We start from the raw sequence: 19055 nt of genomic DNA, 5'->3' as shown, positions 1-19055 counted from the left end.
TTGCTCAGCATACAACTGTTCGCTAATATTCGAGATTCACTAAAAGAAGGCTTATTGAGAACATGGTAGATAAACGCGAATCCTATACCAAAGAAGACCTGATCCTGTCTGGTCGCGGTGAACTGTTCGGCGAAAATGGTCCGCCGCTTCCATCCGGCAATATGCTGATGATGGACCGCGTGGTCAAAATGACGGAAGACGGTGGTAAATACGATAAAGGCTTCGTGGAAGCTGAGCTGGATATCAATCCGGACCTGTGGTTCTTTGGTTGCCACTTTATTGGCGATCCGGTTATGCCTGGTTGCCTGGGTCTTGATGCAATGTGGCAGCTGGTGGGCTTTTATCTCGGCTGGCTGGGTGGCGAAGGCAAAGGTCGTGCGCTGGGTGTAGGCGAAGTAAAATTCACCGGCCAGGTTCTGCCAGAAGCTAAAAAAGTGACGTATCGCATTCACTTCAAACGTGTCATTAACCGTAAGCTGGTGATGGGCGTTGCCGATGGTGAAGTGCTGGTTGATGGTAATCTCATTTATACCGCCAGCGATTTGAAAGTGGGTCTGTTCAAAGATACCGCAGCATTCTGATACGTTCCCCGCAGAAATGAAAACCTCCGCTTGATGCGGAGGTTATATCCCTTTTCAGTGACATCCGGCTACGCAGCAGCCGACCTGTCCTCCATGGCTTGTCGCCAACCTCCCAACCAGTGAGACTTAGCGTCTATCATTTGATACGGACACATCTCTTTAGAGCGTCCTGTAATGCCAGCTTGATAACCACGTGAATGGGCGCGCTCAAGGCGGTCTCGTTTCTGTCTCTTCATACTCCGTGTCCCTCATGTAAGGTATGTGGAATCTGGTGGAAAGAAAAAGATGGCTAATAAATGTTCAGCCACCCTTTTGTTTTACTCGCTCTGTATGAAAAGATCAATGCGCAATCTTCACGCCAATGTCACAAATGTGACCTGAACCGGACATAAATTTTCTGTTTCGTGATGTAAGCCTATTGCTTTATCCGTATGATTTATATAGAAACCTTTGATAACGTCAAAAAACTTATACGATTCGAAACAATAAGTTAACTAAAAGCCCGTCGCCGCTGAGTGGGCAGTGGCAGCGTTACGCGCAATCTGTTGAGCTATCTGCTGCCAGCCCTGGGCAAGGGTTTTGACTAACGCATCATAGCCATCTTCTCGCTGTGGAAGTACCAGACTGAACGCTTGCTTAGTGAAGCGTCCCTGATGTTCCAGCGTCCACTGCCCGCTAATCACCACCTTGCCGTCATACCTGCCCTGGAAGTCGTTCACCGTCACGTTCAGCGTATCGTGTTCTTGCCCGATTAACGTCTGAGTGACCAGACGACCCGGCAAGGCTTTGGTGAGATTGGTAATTAACGTTTGCTGAAGCTGCTGATCAAGCGGACTGGCCCACAAATTATTGGCGGCTATAACGTATTTCACGTCACTGGTTTGATAAACCAGGCCGTTACCCGCCAGATAATCCGGTACGACCACCTGCTGCACCCACAATGTCGGCTGTGCGTTTGCCTCACTGCTGATCACCTGCATCGAGGCTGCCCCTGAGGGCAGCTGATAGTAAGTGGTATTCACCGTGCTGCTACAGGCACTCAGTGCGAGAGCGGCCAAAAAAACGAGTCCTTTTTTCATTGTTTCGCCCTCTTCGGCTGGGGATCCTGTCCCGGTTTTGCTTCAAACACTAACGCATTACTTTTGGCATTTAGCGTCTTCAGCACTGGCTGCAGTTCACGCAGCACCTGATCAAGCCGTTGCATATCGCCCACCAGCTTGCTGTAGGCAGGTGAACCTGGCTGCAATCCTTTCATACTGCGGTTAAGCTCACGTAGCGTCTGCTGGGTCTCTTCGGGCAGTGTTTTCATCGCCGGACTACTGGTAACGACGTTGATATTATCAATGGTACGTTGCAGATCGCGCAGGGTTTTCTGGCTCTCCTTCAGCGTTCCGGTTGCTTCCGACACCATATTGTTTAGCGGTAAACCGTTAATTTTATCCAGCGCAGCCATCAGTTTCTGCTGAATCTGGCTCAAGCCGCCGCTCACCGTCGGGATCACTTCATAACCCGCCACTTTATCCGGGCCTTTATACACCGGTGCATTGTCATAGAAGTCGATATCGACAAACAGCGCGCCAGATAACAGGTTGCCGGTCTTCAACGTGGCGCGCAGGCCGTGTTTCTTACCATCCTGGAGATGCTGTTCAATGTCGAAGTTTTCACCCAGACGGCTAATGAAACGGTCAGGTTCAATGCGAATCAACACCGGCACGCGATAGTCGTTATTCAGCGCCTGCGCAGTGCCTGCATTCATAAACGGCACTTCTGAGACCGTACCCAGACGAATGCCGCGGAATTCCACCGGCGCACCGACCTGCAGCCCGCGAATGGAATCCGAGAAGAACAATAAGTAGTCGATATGCGTGGTATACAGAGAGTCCTGAATACTGCGTTGATCGTCAAACAGATGATAATCCGCATGATTTTGGGCCGCTTTGCCTAAATCCCAGCCATCTGGCACATCAAAGCTGACCCCGCCGCTGAACAGCGTGGTCAGCGATCCCATTTCAACCCGCATGCCTGACGCCGACATATCAACGGCAATCCCGCTGTCTTTCCAGAAGCGCACATTGGTGGTCACCAGGCGGTCGTAAGGGGCGGCGATAAACAGCTGATAGGTCATCATGCGTTTATCGGTATCAAAACTGCTGGTTTCAACGGTGCCAACACGATAGCCCCGGAACAGCACCGGATCACCCGCGTTAAGCTGCCCCGCTTTTTTACTGTCGAGGATAATGCGGATGCCCTTCGCATCAGGCGGCGCTAAAGGTGGCGCATCCAGCAAAGTGTACTGATCCAGGGGTTCTTTTTTGGTACCCGGCTGGAGCTCAATATATGCCCCGGACAGCAGCGTACCTAAACCGGTAATGCCTTCACGACCCACCTGGGGTTTAACCACCCAAAATGCGCTGTCGCTGTGTAGCAGCTTTTCCATACCGGCATTCAGTCGGGCTTTAATCTCAACATGGTGAAGATCGTCAGTCAGTACCGCACTTTCAACCACACCCACGTTAACACTGCGGCTTTTTATGGTGGTTTTACCCGCTTCAATGCCCTCGGCGCTCTCGGTAATCAACGTGACTTCCGGTCCCTGATGGCTAAAGTGATAAAAAAGAATCCAGCCGCCAATTAACAGCGTAACAATAGGGACGATCCATACCGGAGACCAACGCTTGATCTGATCCACTTTGGCATGACCGTGATTATTTTCCGTCAAGATGCGGCTCCTTCATGTTTTTTTCACCAGCACGATCCCAGGTTAAGCGCGGGTCAAACGTCATTGCTGCAATCATGGTCAGAATCACCACCAGCGCAAACAATACGGCTCCCCATGCCGGGTAAACTTTCATTAACTGCCCCATACGCACCAGCGCGGAGAGCACTGCAATCACAAAGACGTCAATCATTGACCAACGTCCAACAAATTCAACCACCTCATAGATCAGGTGCATTTTATGGCTGTCACGCTGCCCGCGCCCGCTGGCATCCCAACACAGCCAGCCAATCGCCAGCATTTTCAGGGACGGGACCATAATACTGGCGATAAAAATAACTAACGCCACCGGATAGGAACCATCACCCCAGAGTAAAATCACCCCGGCCATAATATTGGATGGCATCGCCGACCCCAGCGTTTCGGTAATCATTATCGGCAGCAAATTGGCGGGGATGTAAAGCATAACGGAGGTGATCAGCAGGGCCAGCGTCCACTGCAGGCTGTGCTTGCGGCGCGCATCGGCAACCACGCCACAGCGCGGACATTCCCGCTTCGTCACCGGCAAGACCGCAGTACAGCACGGGCAGGAGCGCAGGCCCTGTTTTAATCCACTGACACCTGCTTGTGGGGCATGAGGCAAAGGCGGCATGGGTTCAATGTGCTGCCACAGCCAACGGCGATCCAGACACTGAAACGCCCGTAGCTGTAAGAGACAAAACAGGCACCACGGCCAGAAGCTGGTTTCGAGACCGATTTCACCATAAGCCATTAACTTCACGAAACTGACCAGCACGCCAGCCATAAAGATTTCTGCCATGCCCCAGTTGCGCATATGGAAAAGACTTCGTGCCAGCCCCAGTTTAAGGCTGACAGGCATCCTGACCTGATTGACCAACAGGACAATCGTGATCATGCAAAAGGCGGGAATGCCCTGGACAAACAGCAGGAACAACGTGGCCAGGCTGGCGTAATCATCGGCCACCATCACCCTGGGGATTTGCATCAGGCTAATCTGGCTGGACAGCCCGGCGACTTTCATGGTGATAAACGGAAACAGATTGGCGAGCACCAACATAAACAGCGCGGCCAGCGCATACCCGGTCGGACGTTTACGCGGCTCCGACCAGTTCACGGTCAGGGAAGTATGGCAGCGCGGACATGACGCACGGCTGCCAACGGGAATGTCCGGCAGTTTTACCATCAAGTCGCACTGTGGACAAAGCATCCACGCGTTCGTTTTCTCTGCAGAACACATTCCCGAACCCTTAAGCTATGCGCCGTTTCTCATAGATTCCAGCTCTTCCCAACGCGCAAAAGCGGTTTCCAACTGCTGTTCGACGTCAGCCAGTTCATCTAACACCGGCTGCGTTTTATCGTGTGGCTGACTGAAAAAATCCGGATGACTCATCCTGGCCTGCAGCTCGCCAATACGCGCCTCTAACTGTTCCAGTTTTTGTGGCAACTGTTCCAGTTCACGCGTGAGGTTATAGCTTAGTTTGTTCGCGTTACGTTTGGCAGCGTCATTTTTAGCATCGGCTGGCTTAAGGGCACTATTTGCCCCTTTTACTGCGCCCTGCCCCTTTTGCTGTTTATAAGCCGCCCGCTGCTGCTGCGCGTCATGGTAGCCGCCGACAAAGGTCCCTATCTCACCGTTGCCTTCAAAGATCCAGCACTCGGTGACGGTATTGTCAACGAACTGACGATCGTGGCTGACCAGCAGCACGGTGCCCTGGTAGCCATCGATGAGCTCTTCCAGCAGTTCCAGCGTTTCCACATCAAGGTCGTTGGTCGGTTCATCAAGAATCATCAGGTTACTGGGGCGCAGGAACAGACGCGCCAGCAGCAGGCGGTTACGTTCTCCACCCGACAGCGCCCTGACGGGAGTCATCGCGCGTTTTGGATGGAACAGGAAGTCCTGCAGGTAGCCCAGCACGTGGCGCGGTTTACCATTGACCAACACTTCTTGCTTGCCTTCCGCCAGGTTGTCCATCACTGTCCGATCGGGATCGAGTTCGGCACGGTGCTGATCGAAATAGGCGACCTCAAGCTTGGTACCCGAATGCACACGACCGTGATCGGCCTTCAGCTGTTGCAGCATCAGACGCAGTAAGGTGGTTTTTCCACAACCGTTCGGCCCAATCAGGGCAATCTTGTCGCCGCGCTGCACCTGGGCAGAGAAATCTTTTACCAGTTGCTTGCCGTCCACGGCGTAATCCACATTTTCCAGTTCAAAGACAATTTTACCAGAACGTGATGCTTCACCGACCTGCATATTGGCTTTGCCCATGACTTCACGGCGCTCTGAGCGCTCGCGGCGCAACGCTTTTAACGCCCGCACGCGGCCTTCATTACGCGTACGACGCGCCTTGATGCCTTGACGAATCCACACTTCTTCCTGCGCCAGCTTGCGGTCAAACTCGGCGTTTTGCATCTCTTCAACGCGCAAGGCTTCTTCTTTGCCTTCCAGGTAGGTGTCGTAGTTACCCGGCCATGACACCAGCTTGCCACGGTCCAAATCCACAATACGGGTGGCCATATTGCGGATAAAAGATCGGTCGTGAGAGATAAAGACGATACTGCCGCTGAAAGTTTTCAGGAAAGTTTCCAGCCAGTCGATCGTTTCAATATCAAGGTGGTTAGTTGGTTCATCCAGCATCAGCACGCGGGGATTACTGACCAGCGCACGTCCCAGCGCGGCTTTACGCAACCAGCCGCCGGATAAAGAGGACAGTTCGGTGTCCGGCGACAGACCAATCTGCTGCAGCACGTCCATGATACGGCTTTCCAACTGCCACAAATTGTGATGATCCAGAATCCCCTGCAGGCGCGCCATCTCGTTGAGATTTTTATCACTCGGATCGTCCATCACCTGATGCGAAATCGCATGGTAGGCTTTAAGATGCTCCGCCTGCTCTTCTACGCCTTCGGCCACAAAATCATACACCGAACCGCTGATATTACGCGGTGGGTCCTGCTGAAGCCGTGCCACGACCAGATCGGTTTCATAAATAATGCGACCGTCATCCAGCGGCTGCTCGCCATTAATGATTTTCATCAATGTGGATTTTCCGGCACCGTTACGGCCCACCAGACACACGCGCTCATTTTCTTCGATGTGCAGTTCGGTATTGTCTAACAGCGGCGCATCGCTAAAGGACAGATAAGCGCCGTGGATACTAATTAATGACATGTAACTTATTCCTTACCAGCATGAGTAATCAGCCAGCAGTTATGAATTTGGCGGTTACGCGCAAAATCCTGTGACAGGGTTTTCTGAGTGATGTCCTGAGCCTGGAGCCCCAATGCCTTAAGGCCATCCCGATCCATTTTGAAACCACGTTTGTTATTCGAGAACATGATGGTACCGCCTTTACGCAACAGGCGTTTCAGGTTACGCATCAGCATCATATGATCGCGCTGCACATCGAAACTCTCTTCCATACGTTTTGAGTTGGAAAATGTGGGCGGATCGATAAAGATCAGGTCGAAATTCTCATCGCTCTCGTTCAGCCAGCTCAGGCAGTCGGCATGAAGCAGGCGATGTTGACGGCCGGTCAGGCCGTTGAGCCGCAGGTTACGCTCGGCCCATTCCAGATACGTGCGCGACATATCCACGGTGGTGGTGGAGCGCGCGCCGCCCAGACCCGCATGTACGCTGGCGGAACCGGTGTACGCAAACAGATTCAGAAAATCTTTGCCCTGGCTCATCTGGCCCAGCATCTTGCGGGCAATGCGGTGATCGAGGAACAATCCGGTATCCAGATAGTCAGTCAGGTTCACCAGGAAACGGGCGTTAAACTCCTGCACTTCAAAATAGTCGCCCTTCTCGCTCAGCTTTTGATACTGCGCTTTGCCCTTTTGACGTTCGCGGGTCTTAAGGATTAAGCGGTTTGATGGCAATTCAAGCACGCTCAGCGTAGCGCTAATCACATCAAACAAACGCTGACGGGCTTTGTTCGCGTCGATGGTTTTGGGTGGTGCATATTCCTGCACGACCACCCAGTCCGCATAGCGATCCACGGCCACATTATAGTCCGGCAGATCGGCGTCATAAATGCGGTAGCACTCGATGCCTTCCTGGCGCGCCCACTTATCCAGCTTCTTGAGGTTTTTGCGCAGACGGTTAGCGTAATCTTCAGCAATCTGATTACCGCGCTCAGCGCTGTTCGCCGACAGCTGATAGTTTTTCTGTACACAGTCCAACGGGCCGTTTTTGGCTTTGAACTGACGGTCGGCACGCAGTTGCAGGCAACTCAGCAGCTCGGGAGACGCGCTAAACAGCGACAAATTCCAGCCAGCAAAATGCTGCTTCATCAACCGACCAAGCTGACTGTGCAGGGCAATAAGCGCAGGCTCGCTTTCCAGACGTTCACCGTAAGGTGGGTTACTGAGTACCGTGCCCAGCGTTTCTGAATTAACGGGATTCTGCAGCTTCAGCAGGTCCTGTTGTGCAAAGGTGAAGTGTTCAAAGACACCGGCGCGGCGCGCGTTCGATTTTGCCCACTCCAGCACCCGGCCGTTATTGTCATAACCAAAAAAACGCGCCTGACACGCTGCGGTGCCGACACGCGCCCGCGCCTGCGCGTCGCTCTTAACCTCTTGCCACAGGCTTTCGTTAAAACCAGACCAGGCGGTGAAGCCCCACTGATTACGCAGTAAACCCGGTGCGCTGTCGCAGGCTATCAGCGCGGCCTCAATCAGCAAGGTCCCGGAACCACACATTGGATCAATAAGCGGCGTGGTGGGCTGCCAGCCTGAACGCATCACAATCGCTGCGGCCAGGTTCTCTTTCAGCGGCGCCTGTCCGGTTTGCTGACGATAACCGCGCTGATGTAAGGCACTGCCGCTTAAGTCCAGCGCAATGCTGGCGCGATCGTCATCAAGCCACACGTTGATGCGGATATCAGCCTGTTCGCGATCGACGTCCGGGCGTGCCAGATTACGGCGGGTAAAGCTGTCGACAATCGCATCTTTCACGCGCAGTGCGCCAAACTGGCTGTTGCGAATCTCATCGTTGGTGCCGTTAAAATGCACGACAAAGGTTTTATCGCTGCCGAACATGGCTGGCCAGTCGATGCCTTGCACCCCAAGGTAGAGATCGAGATCGCTGTAAACGCCAACCTCAGACAAGGGCAGCAAAATACGCGAAGCCAGACGACTCCACATCAGGCTTTGGTACATAACGCGGTCATCGGCTTTGAAGTGAACGCCTCCCTGTACCACTTGCAAATCCTGCGCGCCCAGCGCGTCCAGCTCATTTTTTAACAGCTCTTCGAGCCCACGCGCCGTGCTGGCAAACAGAGAATTCATATCGTCACTTTTTTACTCTTGAGAAAATTGTTGCGCATTATAGCGAATCGCAGACCTATGTCATAAAGTTAGCTTCTTTTGTCTTGCGCGCCTGCTCCTGGAGACCTTCATGATTACGCTTTCCCGCCTGTTTATCCATCCTGTCAAATCCATGCGCGGGTTACAGGTATCACATGCCTGGGTTGCCAACAGCGGGTTAACCTATGACCGTATCTTTATGGTGACCGAACCTGACGGTACCTTTATTACTGCGCGTCAGTTCCCAGAGATGGTGCAGTTTACGCCGGCCATTACGCCAGAGGGCTTGTTTTTACAAGCGCCCGACGGCAGCCAGTCGCTTATCCGTTTCGTAGACTTCACCCAGGATGAGCAGCCGACAGAGGTTTGGGGCAACACCTTTACCTCACGCATCGCGCCAGACAATATTAACCAGTGGCTGAGTGGTTTTTTTCCACGAGCGGTACAGTTGCGCTGGGTCGGGCCGCAGCCCTCACGTCGTGTGAAGCGCTTTACAGAGGTGCCACTGAGTTTTGCTGATGGATATCCCTACCTGTTAGTGAACAACGCGTCGTGGCAGGATTTACAGCAGCGTTGTCCAGCCAGCGTGCGGATCGAGCAGTTTCGCCCAAACCTGGTGGTGAGTGGTGCACCCGCCTGGGATGAAGACAACTGGGCTGAAATAGCTATCGGTCAGGTAAACTTCTCCGTTCCTAAGCCTTGCAGTCGCTGTGTTTTTACCACGGTTGGCGTTGAAAGCGGCCAGAAACATCCGGATGGCCAACCTTTGGCCACGCTCCAGGGATTTCGAACGGCGCAGGATGGCAGTGGGGACATTGATTTTGGCCTGAATCTGATTGCGCTCAACAGCGGTATTATTCGTGCCGGAGACGAGGTCAGGATAACCAAACGCCAGCCGCCGCGCGCGTACGGACCGGGAGAGGTGGTCGAAACGCTCAAACCGCAACGGCAAGCGCCCCAGCAGGTCACGATTACCTGGCAGGGCCAGCGCTTCAGCGGCGACAATCAGCAGGTTTTACTTGAGCAGCTCGAAGTGCAGGGCTTCCGCATTCCTTATTCGTGTCGGGCTGGCCTGTGCGGCAGTTGTAAAATAACGCTGGTTGCGGGAAAGGTAAAAGCCTTAAAGCAGAGCGCCATCAGTGATGATGGCACTATATTGAGTTGCAGCTGTATTCCGGCGGGTGATATCGACGTGGTATGAGTTACACCGCGCGCGCATAGCGCGTGGCTTTTTCCTGCTTGTGAGGTTGCAGCCGATCGTTCATCACTTTAATCGCATCGCCAAGAACCATTCCCTTGCCCGCCAGCGTCAGCGCGGGCTGTGCCAGCAAGCAGAGCGCGGCGTTGTCGCCATTTTCGACCACCAGCAGACGCGCCTGTTCGCCATTTTCAGCCAGCGTGACCTCGACCATTTCGCCCACAGCGGGCTGCATAGACTGACGGTGCGCCGAGAAATGCCAGCTTTTTGGCATCAGGGGTTTCAGAAAACGCGCAGCAACCAGCGCATTTAATACCAGTTCAGCGCGTTGATCGCTGTTGAGCGGGCTTTGACGACATTTCTCTTCAAACGTGAAATAGAGTGCAGCATCATCAACACAAAATCCGGATTCAGTGAAAGCATCCGGCGTCAGCATTTTACGTGCATAGCGGGAACGAAAAAGCATACCGTCAGCCAGATCGAGCATCATTCGGTCGTGCTCTGCGTCGTAATACCAACGCCATTTGTCATCGGGTTTAATTTTCATCATGTGCCCTGTATTTACCGCTACGCTAAAAGCAAAAAATCCATCAAATAAAAATGAATGCTGAAAAATCGTGCAACAGGACAAAATATAAACGAGCCGGAGGGATAAATAAACCCCCCAGCGCATTATTATGACGAATGTCTTAGATATGGCTCACGATATCTTTAATTAAGCCCGGCCCTTTATAAATAAAACCAGAATAAATTTGAACCAGCGTGGCGCCTGCCGCTATTTTTTCACGCGCCGCGGTAAGCGAATCAATGCCGCCCACGCCAATAATTGGCAATCGTCCCTGTAATTCTTGTGACAGCCGCTGAATGACGGCGGTGCTGCGAGACTGTACCGGACGACCACTTAAGCCACCGATTTCTTCGCCATATTTCAGACCATTTACCAGCGACCGATCGAGCGTGGTATTTGTCGCAATAACGCCATCGATCTGGTGCCGTATTAAACTGTCAGCCACCTGGATCAATTCTTCCTCAGAAAGATCCGGCGCGATCTTTACCGCCACCGGCACATATTTGAGATGCCGTTTTTCCAGCTCTTTTTGTTTCGCTTTAATGGAAAAGAGCAGATCGTCCAGTGCCTCACCATATTGCAGCGAGCGTAAACCTGGCGTATTAGGAGACGAAATATTGATAGCGATATAACCCGCATGGGCATACACCTTCTCCATGCAGATCAGGTAATCATCTTTGCCCTGCTCTACCGGCGTATCTTTATTTTTGCCAATATTGATCCCCAGTACACCTTTAAAACGGGATTTTTTCACGTTTTCCACCAGATTATCGACACCGAGGTTATTGAACCCCATGCGGTTAATAATCCCTTCTGCTTCGACTAAGCGAAACATGCGCGGCTTGTCGTTGCCCGCCTGAGCGCGTGGCGTAACCGTTCCCACTTCAACAAAGCCGAATCCCATGGCACCAAATGCATCGATACACTCGGCATTCTTATCCAGGCCCGCGGCAAGGCCAAGGGCATTGTCGAACGTCAGCCCCATACAGCTAACCGGACGCGAGGGTAAATTCTGGCGAATGAACATTTCCAGCGGCGTACCGCTCATAAAGCGCAGCTGCTGAAAGGTGAGATGGTGCGCACGTTCAGGATCGAGCCTGAACAATGCCGGTCGGACAATTGAGTAAAACATGCACTCTCCTGGAAGACGGAAGCGATGGTGAAAATCAGTGCACAGGAAATTGTGCGCCAGAATGGTAAGGTGCTCTGGCGCAAAAGTAAATCGCGGGGCGTTAAGCCAGGGGACTGTTTAAAGCAGTTTTGATCTTACACAACGGAATCGTTTGCTGTACGTGAATTCAACCTGTCGGGGAACGCATAGTCACGCCAGATTTTGTGCCGCACCATGATGCCGAAAATACCGATGCAGACCAATACTTCGGCCAGCACCATCGACCAGGCCGCGCCGACGGCACCAAACTTCCACGCCAGCAGGCAGCAAACCGGGACGTTAATCACGCCCGCGACCATCATCACCATCATGCGTTGCCGTGCCAGCCCATGGGGGATCAAAATCTGCAGGCCCGCCGGATACGCAATATTGCCAAACAGGAAGCAGAGTACAAAGACGCGCAGCACATCGGCTGAGGGCAGGAAGTCTTTACCTAACAGTAACGCGACAACCTGATCGGCAAACAGCCAGGTAAAGATCACGATAGCCAGGCTCAGCGCAAACGACAGCATCAGGCTTTTCCGTGTTGCTGCGACCGCCGCCGCTTTGTCGCGGCCAAACAGGTGACTGACGCGGGGGAAAAACGCGCTACCAATCTGCTCTGGCACCGAGTTCGCGGCCTTGCGTAACCGATCCGCACCGTTGTAGATCCCCACCATGTAATGGGAGGTAAAAGAAGCCAGAATCACGACGTTAACACTGTTAAACAGATTGGCGCCCGCGATAGCAATAAACACATCGGCACTGTCGGTGATGCGCTGTTTGATTTCGCGTGGCTCAAAGCGATACGCGCCAATCACCTTCATTTCCAACACAAATTTCAGCGTGATGATGGCGTTGATAATCGACACCGCGCCCGGTATCAGGGCAGCCAGCCAGGTATCCTCTGGCGTTTTCACCAGTAAAAACGTCAGTGGAATGGCACAAAAGTTACCAAAGGTCGCGATGACAGCCGTTTTGCCCAGCTTTTCGAACCCCTGCATTAACCAGCCGAATGAAAACAGAGAGCCGATTAAGGTGGTGCAGTTAGCCAGGATAATGAAGAACAGAGAATGCCAGGACGGATTAAACCAGGTCGCCGTGAGTAACGTGCCGCTGGTCACCAGCAGCAGCATCAGCTTGGCGTTGAAGGTCGACCAGAAAAGCTGGGTAACACGTGTTTTATCGTCCCGGTGATGGGCAATGTCCTTGGTGGTAAAAACATTGAATCCCCAGTCAGAGATGGTACTGCAGTAAAGGACGCAGGCAATCGCCAGCGCCAGAATCCCCATATGATCCACCCCAAGCACACGCGCCAGATAGGGTAAGGTCGCCAACGGAAACAGGAAGGAGGCTCCCCGGTAGGCCAGTAAAGATAAGATATTGACTACTAAACTTTTGTCGAGCACTTTTGCCATGTCACAACAACCTTATACACATTGCATGTCTCACCTTCTCATTTCGTTCAGGTGCAAACAACATCAGGGTCCACTTTTAGGAATTACGGAACGCGTTTGAGTTCTTTTTTCACTTTATGGCTTTGCAATAAAATGAAGGTTTCCGGACTGTTTAACAGCAGCCATTCTTTAAGGCTGCTGGCTTTAATTCGGCGGCCCAGATAACGAATCGCATTCAGCACATATTCCGGTACGGGCGTTTGGTTGTAGAGCGACAGATAGATCATTAAACGAAAAGAGTGAATAAGGTAGGCTTTTTCCAGCGCCTTCTTTAATTCACTTTCTGCCCGTGAACTGCACAAGGTGTTGAAAGTGGCAATAAAAGCATTGTAGCGCTGAAAGAAAAAGGTAGGACTTTTACTGCTGTTGGTCAGCGACCCACTACGAATGCGCTGTTTGTAATACGTCTGCTGGGTTACCCATGCCTGTTTGCATTTCATAAATACCGATAAGGTAAAATTATGATCTTCATGCACGCGATCGACAAAGCGCAAATGATGCTGCTGGATAACGGTTTTTCTCAGCACGTAATTCCAGGCTGCAGAGGTATAGGAGCCGTTATGAAGCAACGCTAACAGCACATCCTGTGGCCGCTGAATGCCAGACAGGCTGTGCCTGACTTTAGGCCAGGTGATGTGCGGTTTATCTTCCCGGTAGGCGCTGGAATTAAAACAAAATAAATCGGTATCCGGATAATTTTCGACGACCTGAGTAAGCTCACTCACTAATCCGTCCGCCACCACATCATCAGGATCGCAAAAGAAAACGAACTGCCCTTGCGCCACTTCTACGCCTTTATCGCGCGCATTGCCTGCACCGCCGTTGGCTATTGTGATCATTTTCACCTGCGGAAGATGACCATAGTGCTGTTCAACTAAGGCTACCGTTCCATCGGTAGAGCTGTCGTTAACAATGATAATTTCGTTTGGCGCGCTAATTTGCCGTAATAATGAATCAACGCATTCGACAATATATTTTTCAACATTGTAAGTGGGAATAATGACCGATAACAGGATGTCAGACATACGAGATTTCTCTGCTGTTAGAAAATGACAAATAAAATCCACCAGCCTGAGACAGGCACTGACCAAGGGCGAATAGTAATTTTTAAAATAACAGGCGCTTACATTGAGCAGAGACATTTTACTGCCTGAATCAATAAAATGCCTGTCTCAATGTCGACAGGAAAAGGCGATCAAAAAAAACATCGTTAGCGGTTCTAAAGAATAACTGACAGATAATCACGTCCCTGTTTAGAAATCATTTAGAAATCATTATCTCATCAGGACGTTTTGGCTGCGCTATCTGTAACCAAACATGAATTACCGTTAAAAAATTCATGTAAAAAGGCCGTAAAGCCAACCCCTTTGATGCAACTAATCCTAATACTTCGCCGGGAGCCAAACGAAATCACATTGAATCATCGACATTTTTTACCCTTTCTTTTTTTGTGTCGCGTAAAAAACAACAACACCGTTTTTCATTTCATTCCTTTGTTTCATTATTTTGATATTCAAGTAACCAAATGTACGGATTCCGGGGATTTCATGGTGTTTATTCACCCGGATTAATGTATCAATGCCCCCTCCCTGCTTTTTTTAAGATTTGTCGTATCGGTTTTATCTCTCAGTCCTGACGTTTTTATCTGAAATCCTTTTGCAATTTTTACCTTTAGATTGTCAGAAAAATCATTTAAGCCCTGCCGTTGCCTCTGCCAGGATGAAAGCCTCAGTTCTCAACAAAAGATAATCAATAACTTTCAGTTATAAGGAGTCGTAAATGAGAGTGCTTACCCTGGCAGGTAGTCCGCGGTTTCCTTCACGGTCCACGTCGTTGTTAGCGCTATGCCAGCGCAAACTGGAATCATCCGGCGTTGAGGTCATTCCGTGGAACATCCATAACTTTCAACCTGACGATCTGATCAATGCACGCTTTGACTCCCCGGCGCTTTTAGCCCTGAGCGAAGACCTGGCTCAGGCTGATGGCCTGGTCATTGCCACGCCTGTCTATAAAGCCTCTTTTTCGGGGGCGCTAAAAACCGTTCTCGACCTGTTACCTGAACGCGCGCTGGCTCATAAAGTGGTGCTCCCGTTGGCCAGTGGTGGAAGCGCCGGTCATATGCTGGCCCTGGATTACGCACTTAAGCCAGTTTTAAATGCCCTTAAAGCCGAAGAAGTGCTTCATGGAGTTTACGCCGAAGATAATCAAATCAAACATTACGACCGCCAGCCAGAACTGGACCCGGTGCTGGCAAGCCGTCTGGATGAAGCGGTGCAATCGTTCTGGCTGGCGTTGTCACGACGTCATCAGCCCGTTGCCCTGGCCGTGTAAGGATACAGAGATGAAACGAATAGTCAGCGCGTGGTTAATGGCAGGGATGTTTGTAGCAGGGGCACAGGTTGACGCCGCAGAAGCGCCGCCCGCCCAGGTTCGCATCGGCTATCAGAAGGGGTCGGTCAGTATGGTGCTGGCAAAAGAGCACCGCCTGCTGGAGACGCGTTTCCCCCACACGACAATTCAGTGGATTGAATTTCCGGCCGGACCGCAAATGCTGGAAGCGCTGAACGTGGACAGCATTGATATTGGCAGTACCGGCGATATCCCGCCGATCTTCGCACAGGCCGCAGGAGCAGACTTACTGTATATCGGCTCCGAACCGCCGAAGCCCAAAGCTGAGGTCATTCTGGTCAGCCAAAACAGCCCGTTAAAATCCGTTGCCGATTTGAAAGGCAAAAAGGTGGCCTTTCAGAAAGGCTCCAGTTCCCATAACTTGCTATTGCGCGCGCTGGAAGAAGCGGGTCTGAGTTTCAAGGATATTCAGCCGGTTTATCTGACGCCTGCTGATGCCCGAGCAGCCTTCCAGCAGGGCAACGTTGACGCCTGGGCGATATGGGACCCCTATTATTCCGCCGTCCTGCTGCAGGGTAATGTCCGCGTATTGAAAGACGGCACCACGCTGAATCAAACCGGGCCGTTCTACCTTGCGACGCGCAGTTTTGCACAGGACCACAATGACTTCGTCTTAGCGACGTTAAAAGCCTTCAGTGACGCAGAAGCGCTGACGCGTAGCGAACGCGATCAGAGTATTCGTCTGCTTTCTACATCGATCGGTCTGCCTGAGGCCGTCATTGCCAGCAACCTTGACCATCGCCCGCCCAGCCCGGTCAGCCCGGTGAGTGCGCACACGGTCGCTTTGCAGCAGAAAACCGCCGATCTGTTTTATGCCAATCATCTGATTCCCGTGAAAGTATCGATTGCCGAGCGCATCTGGCATCCCCATGCCGTGACGCAATAAGGAGAGAAAAATGAGTGTTTCCGTATTTTGGTTCCTGCCAACCCATGGTGACGGACATTACCTTGGCACGGCTGAAGGCGCTCGCCCGGTTGACCATGCTTATTTACAACAGGTGGCACAGGCTGCCGACCGGCTGGGCTTTGGTGGCGTACTGATCCCGACGGGCCGCTCCTGTGAAGATGCCTGGCTGGTGGCGGCATCGTTAATCCCTGTGACTCAGCGTCTGCGTTTTCTGGTGGCCCTGCGTCCCGGTGTGATTTCGCCCACCCAGGCTGCGCGTCAGGCCGCAACGCTCGATCGCCTTTCCAACGGACGCGCGTTGTTCAACCTGGTGACCGGGGGCGATCCCGAGGAGCTGGCTGGTGATGGCGTATTTCTCGATCACCGCGAGCGCTATGCAGAATCGGCCGAGTTTACCCGCGTCTGGCGGCGCGTGCTGGAAGGCGAAACGGTAGATTACGAAGGCAAGCACGTTCATGTGCGAGGCGCTCGTCTGATGTTTAAGCCGGTACAGCAGCCTCGTCCGCCGCTGTGGTTCGGGGGTTCTTCAGAGCCCGCTCAGGATCTTGCCGCCGAACAGGTTGATGTTTACCTCACCTGGGGTGAACCACCTGCCCTGGTTAAAGAGAAAATTGAGCAAGTGCGGGCGAAAGCCGCAACACAGGGTCGGCAGGTTCGGTTTGGTATTCGCCTTCACGTGATCGTACGTGAAACCAATGAGGAAGCCTGGCAGGCAGCCGACAAGCTGATCGCCAACGTGGATGATGCCACCATCGCCAAAGCACAAAGCGCCTTTCAACGCACCGACTCGGTGGGTCAACAGCGCATGGCTGCTCTGCACGGCGGACGCCGCGATAAGCTGGAGATCAGCCCTAACCTCTGGGCCGGCGTCGGACTGGTGCGCAGTGGCGCAGGCACGGCGCTCGTTGGCGATGCGCCTACCGTGGCGGCACGGATGAAAGAGTATGAAGCCCTGGGCATTGAAACCTTTATCCTGTCGGGATATCCGCATCTGGAGGAAGCTTATCGCGTCGGTGAGCTGCTGTTTCCTCATCTGGATCTGAATATTCCTCAGGTCCCGCAACCGCGGGTGATTCAGGCGCACGGTGAAGCCGTTGCGAATGATTTTACGCCTGAGAAAAAAGCCGCCCGGGCCTGAGGAGATAACGATGACCAGACTACGTAAATCATTCTCAGCGGCGCTGGTGCCCTGGCTGCTGCCGGTGTTACTGGTGGTGGTCTGGCAAATTGCATCACAGACCGGCTGGCTGTCTACGCGTATTCTCCCAGCACCGGAAAAGATTGTGACCACCTTCTGGCAGTTGGCCGCCAGTGGCGAGCTCTGGCAGCATCTCGCCATCAGCAGTTGGCGGGCATTGCTAGGCTTCAGCATTGGCGGTTCCCTCGGTTTGCTGCTGGGATTGATCACCGGCACCTCGCGGCTGGGTGAGCGCCTGCTGGATACCTCACTACAAATGTTACGCAACGTGCCCCATCTGGCGCTAATCCCACTGGTTATCCTGTGGTTTGGCATCGATGAATCCGCCAAAATTTTTCTGGTGGCGCTGGGCACGCTGTTCCCTATTTACCTGAATACCTACCACGGTATTCGCAACGTGGACCCAGGCCTGGTTGAAATGGCGCGCAGCTACGGTCTATCCGGCTGGAGCCTGTTTGTTCAGGTGATCTTACCCGGCGCGTTACCGAGCATCATGGTAGGCGTGCGCTTTGGACTGGGATTAATGTGGCTAACGCTGATTGTGGCCGAGACGATTTCGGCTAACGCCGGTATTGGCTATCTGGCAATGAACGCCCGTGAATTTCTGCAAACGGATGTGGTGATGGTTGCCATCATTCTTTATGCCCTGCTGGGAAAACTGGCTGATGTCAGCGCATTACTGCTGGAGCGTGTCTGGTTACGCTGGCATCCGGCTTATCAACGTAAGGAGCAAACCGCATGATTAACTCCGCTATCCCGGCGCGTCTCAACGCGGGTACGCCCGTCGGTGTAAAGGGCGTCAGTAAGAAGTACGGCGAGCGCACCATTCTGAATCACATCGACCTGCATATTCCTTCCGGCCAGTTTGTTGCCGTGGTGGGCCGCAGCGGCTGTGGTAAAAGCACCCTGCTGCGCCTGTTGGCCGGGCTGGAAAACAGCACCCAGGGCCAACTGCTGGCAGGTAATGCGCCACTGCAGACTGCGCGCGACGAAACCCGGTTGATGTTTCAGGATGCCCGACTGCTGCCGTGGAAAAAAGTCATTGATAATGTCTCGCTGGGTCTGCGTGGCAACGCATGGCGTGAGGCCGCACGTGACGCGCTGGAGGCTGTCGGACTGGCTGACAGAGCACACGAGTGGCCTGCCGCGCTCTCCGGTGGTCAGAAACAGCGTGTGGCGCTGGCTCGGGCGCTGATTCACCGTCCCGGCCTGCTGCTACTGGATGAGCCGCTGGGGGCGCTGGATGCCTTAACGCGAATCGAGATGCAGGAGCTGATCGAATCGCTCTGGCAGCAGTACCACTTTACGGTTCTGTTGGTTACCCATGATGTCAGTGAAGCGGTCGCGATGGCTGATCGGGTGTTACTGATAGAGGAAGGTCAGATAGGACTGGATTTGCTGGTCGATCTGCCCCGCCCCCGACGACGGGGTTCAGCGCGTCTGGCAGAGCTGGAAGCGGAAGTGCTGGATCGGGTTATGCGCCGCGGCGCAACAGACAAACCGCCACGCTATGCGCAACAGCGTTAATCAAACGGCGGGC

Annotated in this window: 17 protein-coding genes; 7 read left to right on the top strand and 10 right to left on the bottom strand. The window is 52.9% G+C overall.

From position 1 onward, the window contains the following. The first annotated feature begins 62 nt into the window (after nucleotides 1-62). Nucleotides 63-581 (top strand): bifunctional 3-hydroxydecanoyl-ACP dehydratase/trans-2-decenoyl-ACP isomerase, encoded by a 519-nt coding sequence (fabA, locus tag NR177_RS05865; RefSeq protein ID WP_008925876.1) that lies wholly within the window; start codon nucleotides 63-65, stop codon nucleotides 579-581. Nucleotides 582-649: 68 nt separating this feature from the next. On the opposite strand, the gene rmf is transcribed toward fabA, so the two are convergent. From rmf to rlmKL, 6 genes are all read right to left on the bottom strand, one after another. Then, nucleotides 650-817 carry a ribosome modulation factor gene (gene rmf, locus NR177_RS05860; RefSeq protein ID WP_006118662.1) on the bottom strand — a complete coding sequence of 56 codons (168 nt, stop codon included), beginning with the start codon at nucleotides 815-817 and terminating at the stop codon, nucleotides 650-652. 258 nt (nucleotides 818-1075) lie between these two features. Continuing rightward, on the bottom strand, nucleotides 1076-1660 hold the full coding sequence (gene pqiC, locus NR177_RS05855; RefSeq protein WP_256852457.1) for a membrane integrity-associated transporter subunit PqiC: 585 nt from the start codon (nucleotides 1658-1660) through the stop codon (nucleotides 1076-1078). After that, the gene (gene pqiB / locus NR177_RS05850) at nucleotides 1657-3300 is read right to left on the bottom strand and encodes an intermembrane transport protein PqiB (RefSeq protein ID WP_063878977.1); all 1644 of its coding nucleotides are present in this window, start codon (nucleotides 3298-3300) and stop codon (nucleotides 1657-1659) included. The genes pqiC and pqiB overlap by 4 nt, the downstream gene beginning before the upstream one ends. Continuing rightward, the gene (gene pqiA, locus NR177_RS05845; RefSeq protein WP_063878975.1) at nucleotides 3287-4555 is read right to left on the bottom strand and encodes a membrane integrity-associated transporter subunit PqiA; all 1269 of its coding nucleotides are present in this window, start codon (nucleotides 4553-4555) and stop codon (nucleotides 3287-3289) included. The genes pqiB and pqiA overlap by 14 nt, the downstream gene beginning before the upstream one ends. A 15-nt stretch (nucleotides 4556-4570) precedes the next feature. Beyond that, entirely contained in the window at nucleotides 4571-6490 is a 1920-nt protein-coding gene (locus NR177_RS05840) for an ABC transporter ATP-binding protein (RefSeq protein WP_096012243.1), read from the bottom strand. Nucleotides 6491-6495: 5 nt separating this feature from the next. Further along, nucleotides 6496-8610, bottom strand: a complete 2115-nt coding sequence (rlmKL, locus tag NR177_RS05835) for a bifunctional 23S rRNA (guanine(2069)-N(7))-methyltransferase RlmK/23S rRNA (guanine(2445)-N(2))-methyltransferase RlmL (RefSeq protein ID WP_256852456.1) — start codon at nucleotides 8608-8610, stop codon at nucleotides 6496-6498. A gap of 109 nt (nucleotides 8611-8719) precedes the next feature. Here rlmKL and NR177_RS05830 point away from each other — a divergent pair, with 109 nt between their 5' ends. Beyond that, entirely contained in the window at nucleotides 8720-9829 is a 1110-nt protein-coding gene (locus NR177_RS05830; RefSeq protein WP_256852455.1) for a YcbX family protein, read from the top strand. A 1-nt stretch (nucleotide 9830) separates the two neighbouring features. On the opposite strand, the gene NR177_RS05825 is transcribed toward NR177_RS05830, so the two are convergent. From NR177_RS05825 to NR177_RS05810, 4 genes are all read right to left on the bottom strand, one after another. Then, nucleotides 9831-10373, bottom strand: a complete 543-nt coding sequence (locus NR177_RS05825; protein ID WP_063878971.1) for a cell division protein ZapC — start codon at nucleotides 10371-10373, stop codon at nucleotides 9831-9833. A 142-nt stretch (nucleotides 10374-10515) separates the two neighbouring features. Further along, nucleotides 10516-11526, bottom strand: coding sequence for a quinone-dependent dihydroorotate dehydrogenase (gene pyrD / locus NR177_RS05820; RefSeq protein ID WP_063878970.1), 1011 nt, complete (start codon nucleotides 11524-11526; stop codon nucleotides 10516-10518). Between the two features lie 134 nt (nucleotides 11527-11660). Further along, the gene (locus NR177_RS05815; protein WP_063878969.1) at nucleotides 11661-12962 is read right to left on the bottom strand and encodes a flippase; all 1302 of its coding nucleotides are present in this window, start codon (nucleotides 12960-12962) and stop codon (nucleotides 11661-11663) included. An 83-nt stretch (nucleotides 12963-13045) separates the two neighbouring features. After that, nucleotides 13046-14026 (bottom strand): glycosyltransferase, encoded by a 981-nt coding sequence (locus NR177_RS05810; protein ID WP_063881146.1) that lies wholly within the window; start codon nucleotides 14024-14026, stop codon nucleotides 13046-13048. 754 nt (nucleotides 14027-14780) lie between these two features. Here NR177_RS05810 and ssuE point away from each other — a divergent pair. Genes ssuE through ssuB form a run of 5 tightly spaced genes read left to right on the top strand, consistent with a single transcriptional unit; the run spans nucleotide 14781 to nucleotide 19042 of the window. Then, nucleotides 14781-15332, top strand: coding sequence for an NADPH-dependent FMN reductase (gene ssuE, locus NR177_RS05805; RefSeq protein ID WP_256852454.1), 552 nt, complete (start codon nucleotides 14781-14783; stop codon nucleotides 15330-15332). A 10-nt stretch (nucleotides 15333-15342) separates the two neighbouring features. Beyond that, on the top strand, nucleotides 15343-16296 hold the full coding sequence (locus NR177_RS05800) for a sulfonate ABC transporter substrate-binding protein (RefSeq protein ID WP_145395097.1): 954 nt from the start codon (nucleotides 15343-15345) through the stop codon (nucleotides 16294-16296). Nucleotides 16297-16306: 10 nt separating this feature from the next. Beyond that, nucleotides 16307-17455, top strand: coding sequence for an FMNH2-dependent alkanesulfonate monooxygenase (gene ssuD / locus NR177_RS05795; RefSeq protein WP_256852453.1), 1149 nt, complete (start codon nucleotides 16307-16309; stop codon nucleotides 17453-17455). 10 nt (nucleotides 17456-17465) lie between these two features. Further along, entirely contained in the window at nucleotides 17466-18257 is a 792-nt protein-coding gene (gene ssuC, locus NR177_RS05790) for an aliphatic sulfonate ABC transporter permease SsuC (RefSeq protein ID WP_063878965.1), read from the top strand. Further along, nucleotides 18254-19042: an aliphatic sulfonates ABC transporter ATP-binding protein gene (gene ssuB, locus NR177_RS05785; protein ID WP_063878964.1), complete on the top strand. Its 789-nt coding sequence runs from the start codon at nucleotides 18254-18256 to the stop codon at nucleotides 19040-19042. Before ssuC ends, ssuB begins: the two co-directional genes overlap by 4 nt. The last annotated feature ends 13 nt before the right edge of the window (nucleotides 19043-19055 follow it).

This window comes from Pantoea sp. Fr+CA_20, from assembly GCF_024520835.1.
Lineage (GTDB): Bacteria > Pseudomonadota > Gammaproteobacteria > Enterobacterales > Enterobacteriaceae > Pantoea > Pantoea allii.
The sequence above is the reverse complement of the archived record's forward strand: the minus strand, read 5'-3'. Positions and strand labels throughout refer to the sequence as shown.

Bases quoted from the DNA above. Each gene is read 5' to 3' on its own strand.
- fabA (WP_008925876.1), top strand. From the start codon at position 63: ATGGTAGATAAACGCGAATCCTATACCAAAGAAGACCTGATCCTGTCT.
- rmf (WP_006118662.1), bottom strand. From the start codon at position 817: ATGAAGAGACAGAAACGAGACCGCCTTGAGCGCGCCCATTCACGTGGT.
- pqiC (WP_256852457.1), bottom strand. From the start codon at position 1,660: ATGAAAAAAGGACTCGTTTTTTTGGCCGCTCTCGCACTGAGTGCCTGT.
- pqiA (WP_063878975.1), bottom strand. From the start codon at position 4,555: ATGTGTTCTGCAGAGAAAACGAACGCGTGGATGCTTTGTCCACAGTGC.
- NR177_RS05840 (WP_096012243.1), bottom strand. From the start codon at position 6,490: ATGTCATTAATTAGTATCCACGGCGCTTATCTGTCCTTTAGCGATGCG.
- rlmKL (WP_256852456.1), bottom strand. From the start codon at position 8,610: ATGAATTCTCTGTTTGCCAGCACGGCGCGTGGGCTCGAAGAGCTGTTA.
- NR177_RS05830 (WP_256852455.1), top strand. From the start codon at position 8,720: ATGATTACGCTTTCCCGCCTGTTTATCCATCCTGTCAAATCCATGCGC.
- NR177_RS05825 (WP_063878971.1), bottom strand. From the start codon at position 10,373: ATGAAAATTAAACCCGATGACAAATGGCGTTGGTATTACGACGCAGAG.
- pyrD (WP_063878970.1), bottom strand. From the start codon at position 11,526: ATGTTTTACTCAATTGTCCGACCGGCATTGTTCAGGCTCGATCCTGAA.
- NR177_RS05815 (WP_063878969.1), bottom strand. From the start codon at position 12,962: ATGGCAAAAGTGCTCGACAAAAGTTTAGTAGTCAATATCTTATCTTTA.
- NR177_RS05810 (WP_063881146.1), bottom strand. From the start codon at position 14,026: ATGTCTGACATCCTGTTATCGGTCATTATTCCCACTTACAATGTTGAA.
- ssuE (WP_256852454.1), top strand. From the start codon at position 14,781: ATGAGAGTGCTTACCCTGGCAGGTAGTCCGCGGTTTCCTTCACGGTCC.
- NR177_RS05800 (WP_145395097.1), top strand. From the start codon at position 15,343: ATGAAACGAATAGTCAGCGCGTGGTTAATGGCAGGGATGTTTGTAGCA.
- ssuD (WP_256852453.1), top strand. From the start codon at position 16,307: ATGAGTGTTTCCGTATTTTGGTTCCTGCCAACCCATGGTGACGGACAT.
- ssuC (WP_063878965.1), top strand. From the start codon at position 17,466: ATGACCAGACTACGTAAATCATTCTCAGCGGCGCTGGTGCCCTGGCTG.
- ssuB (WP_063878964.1), top strand. From the start codon at position 18,254: ATGATTAACTCCGCTATCCCGGCGCGTCTCAACGCGGGTACGCCCGTC.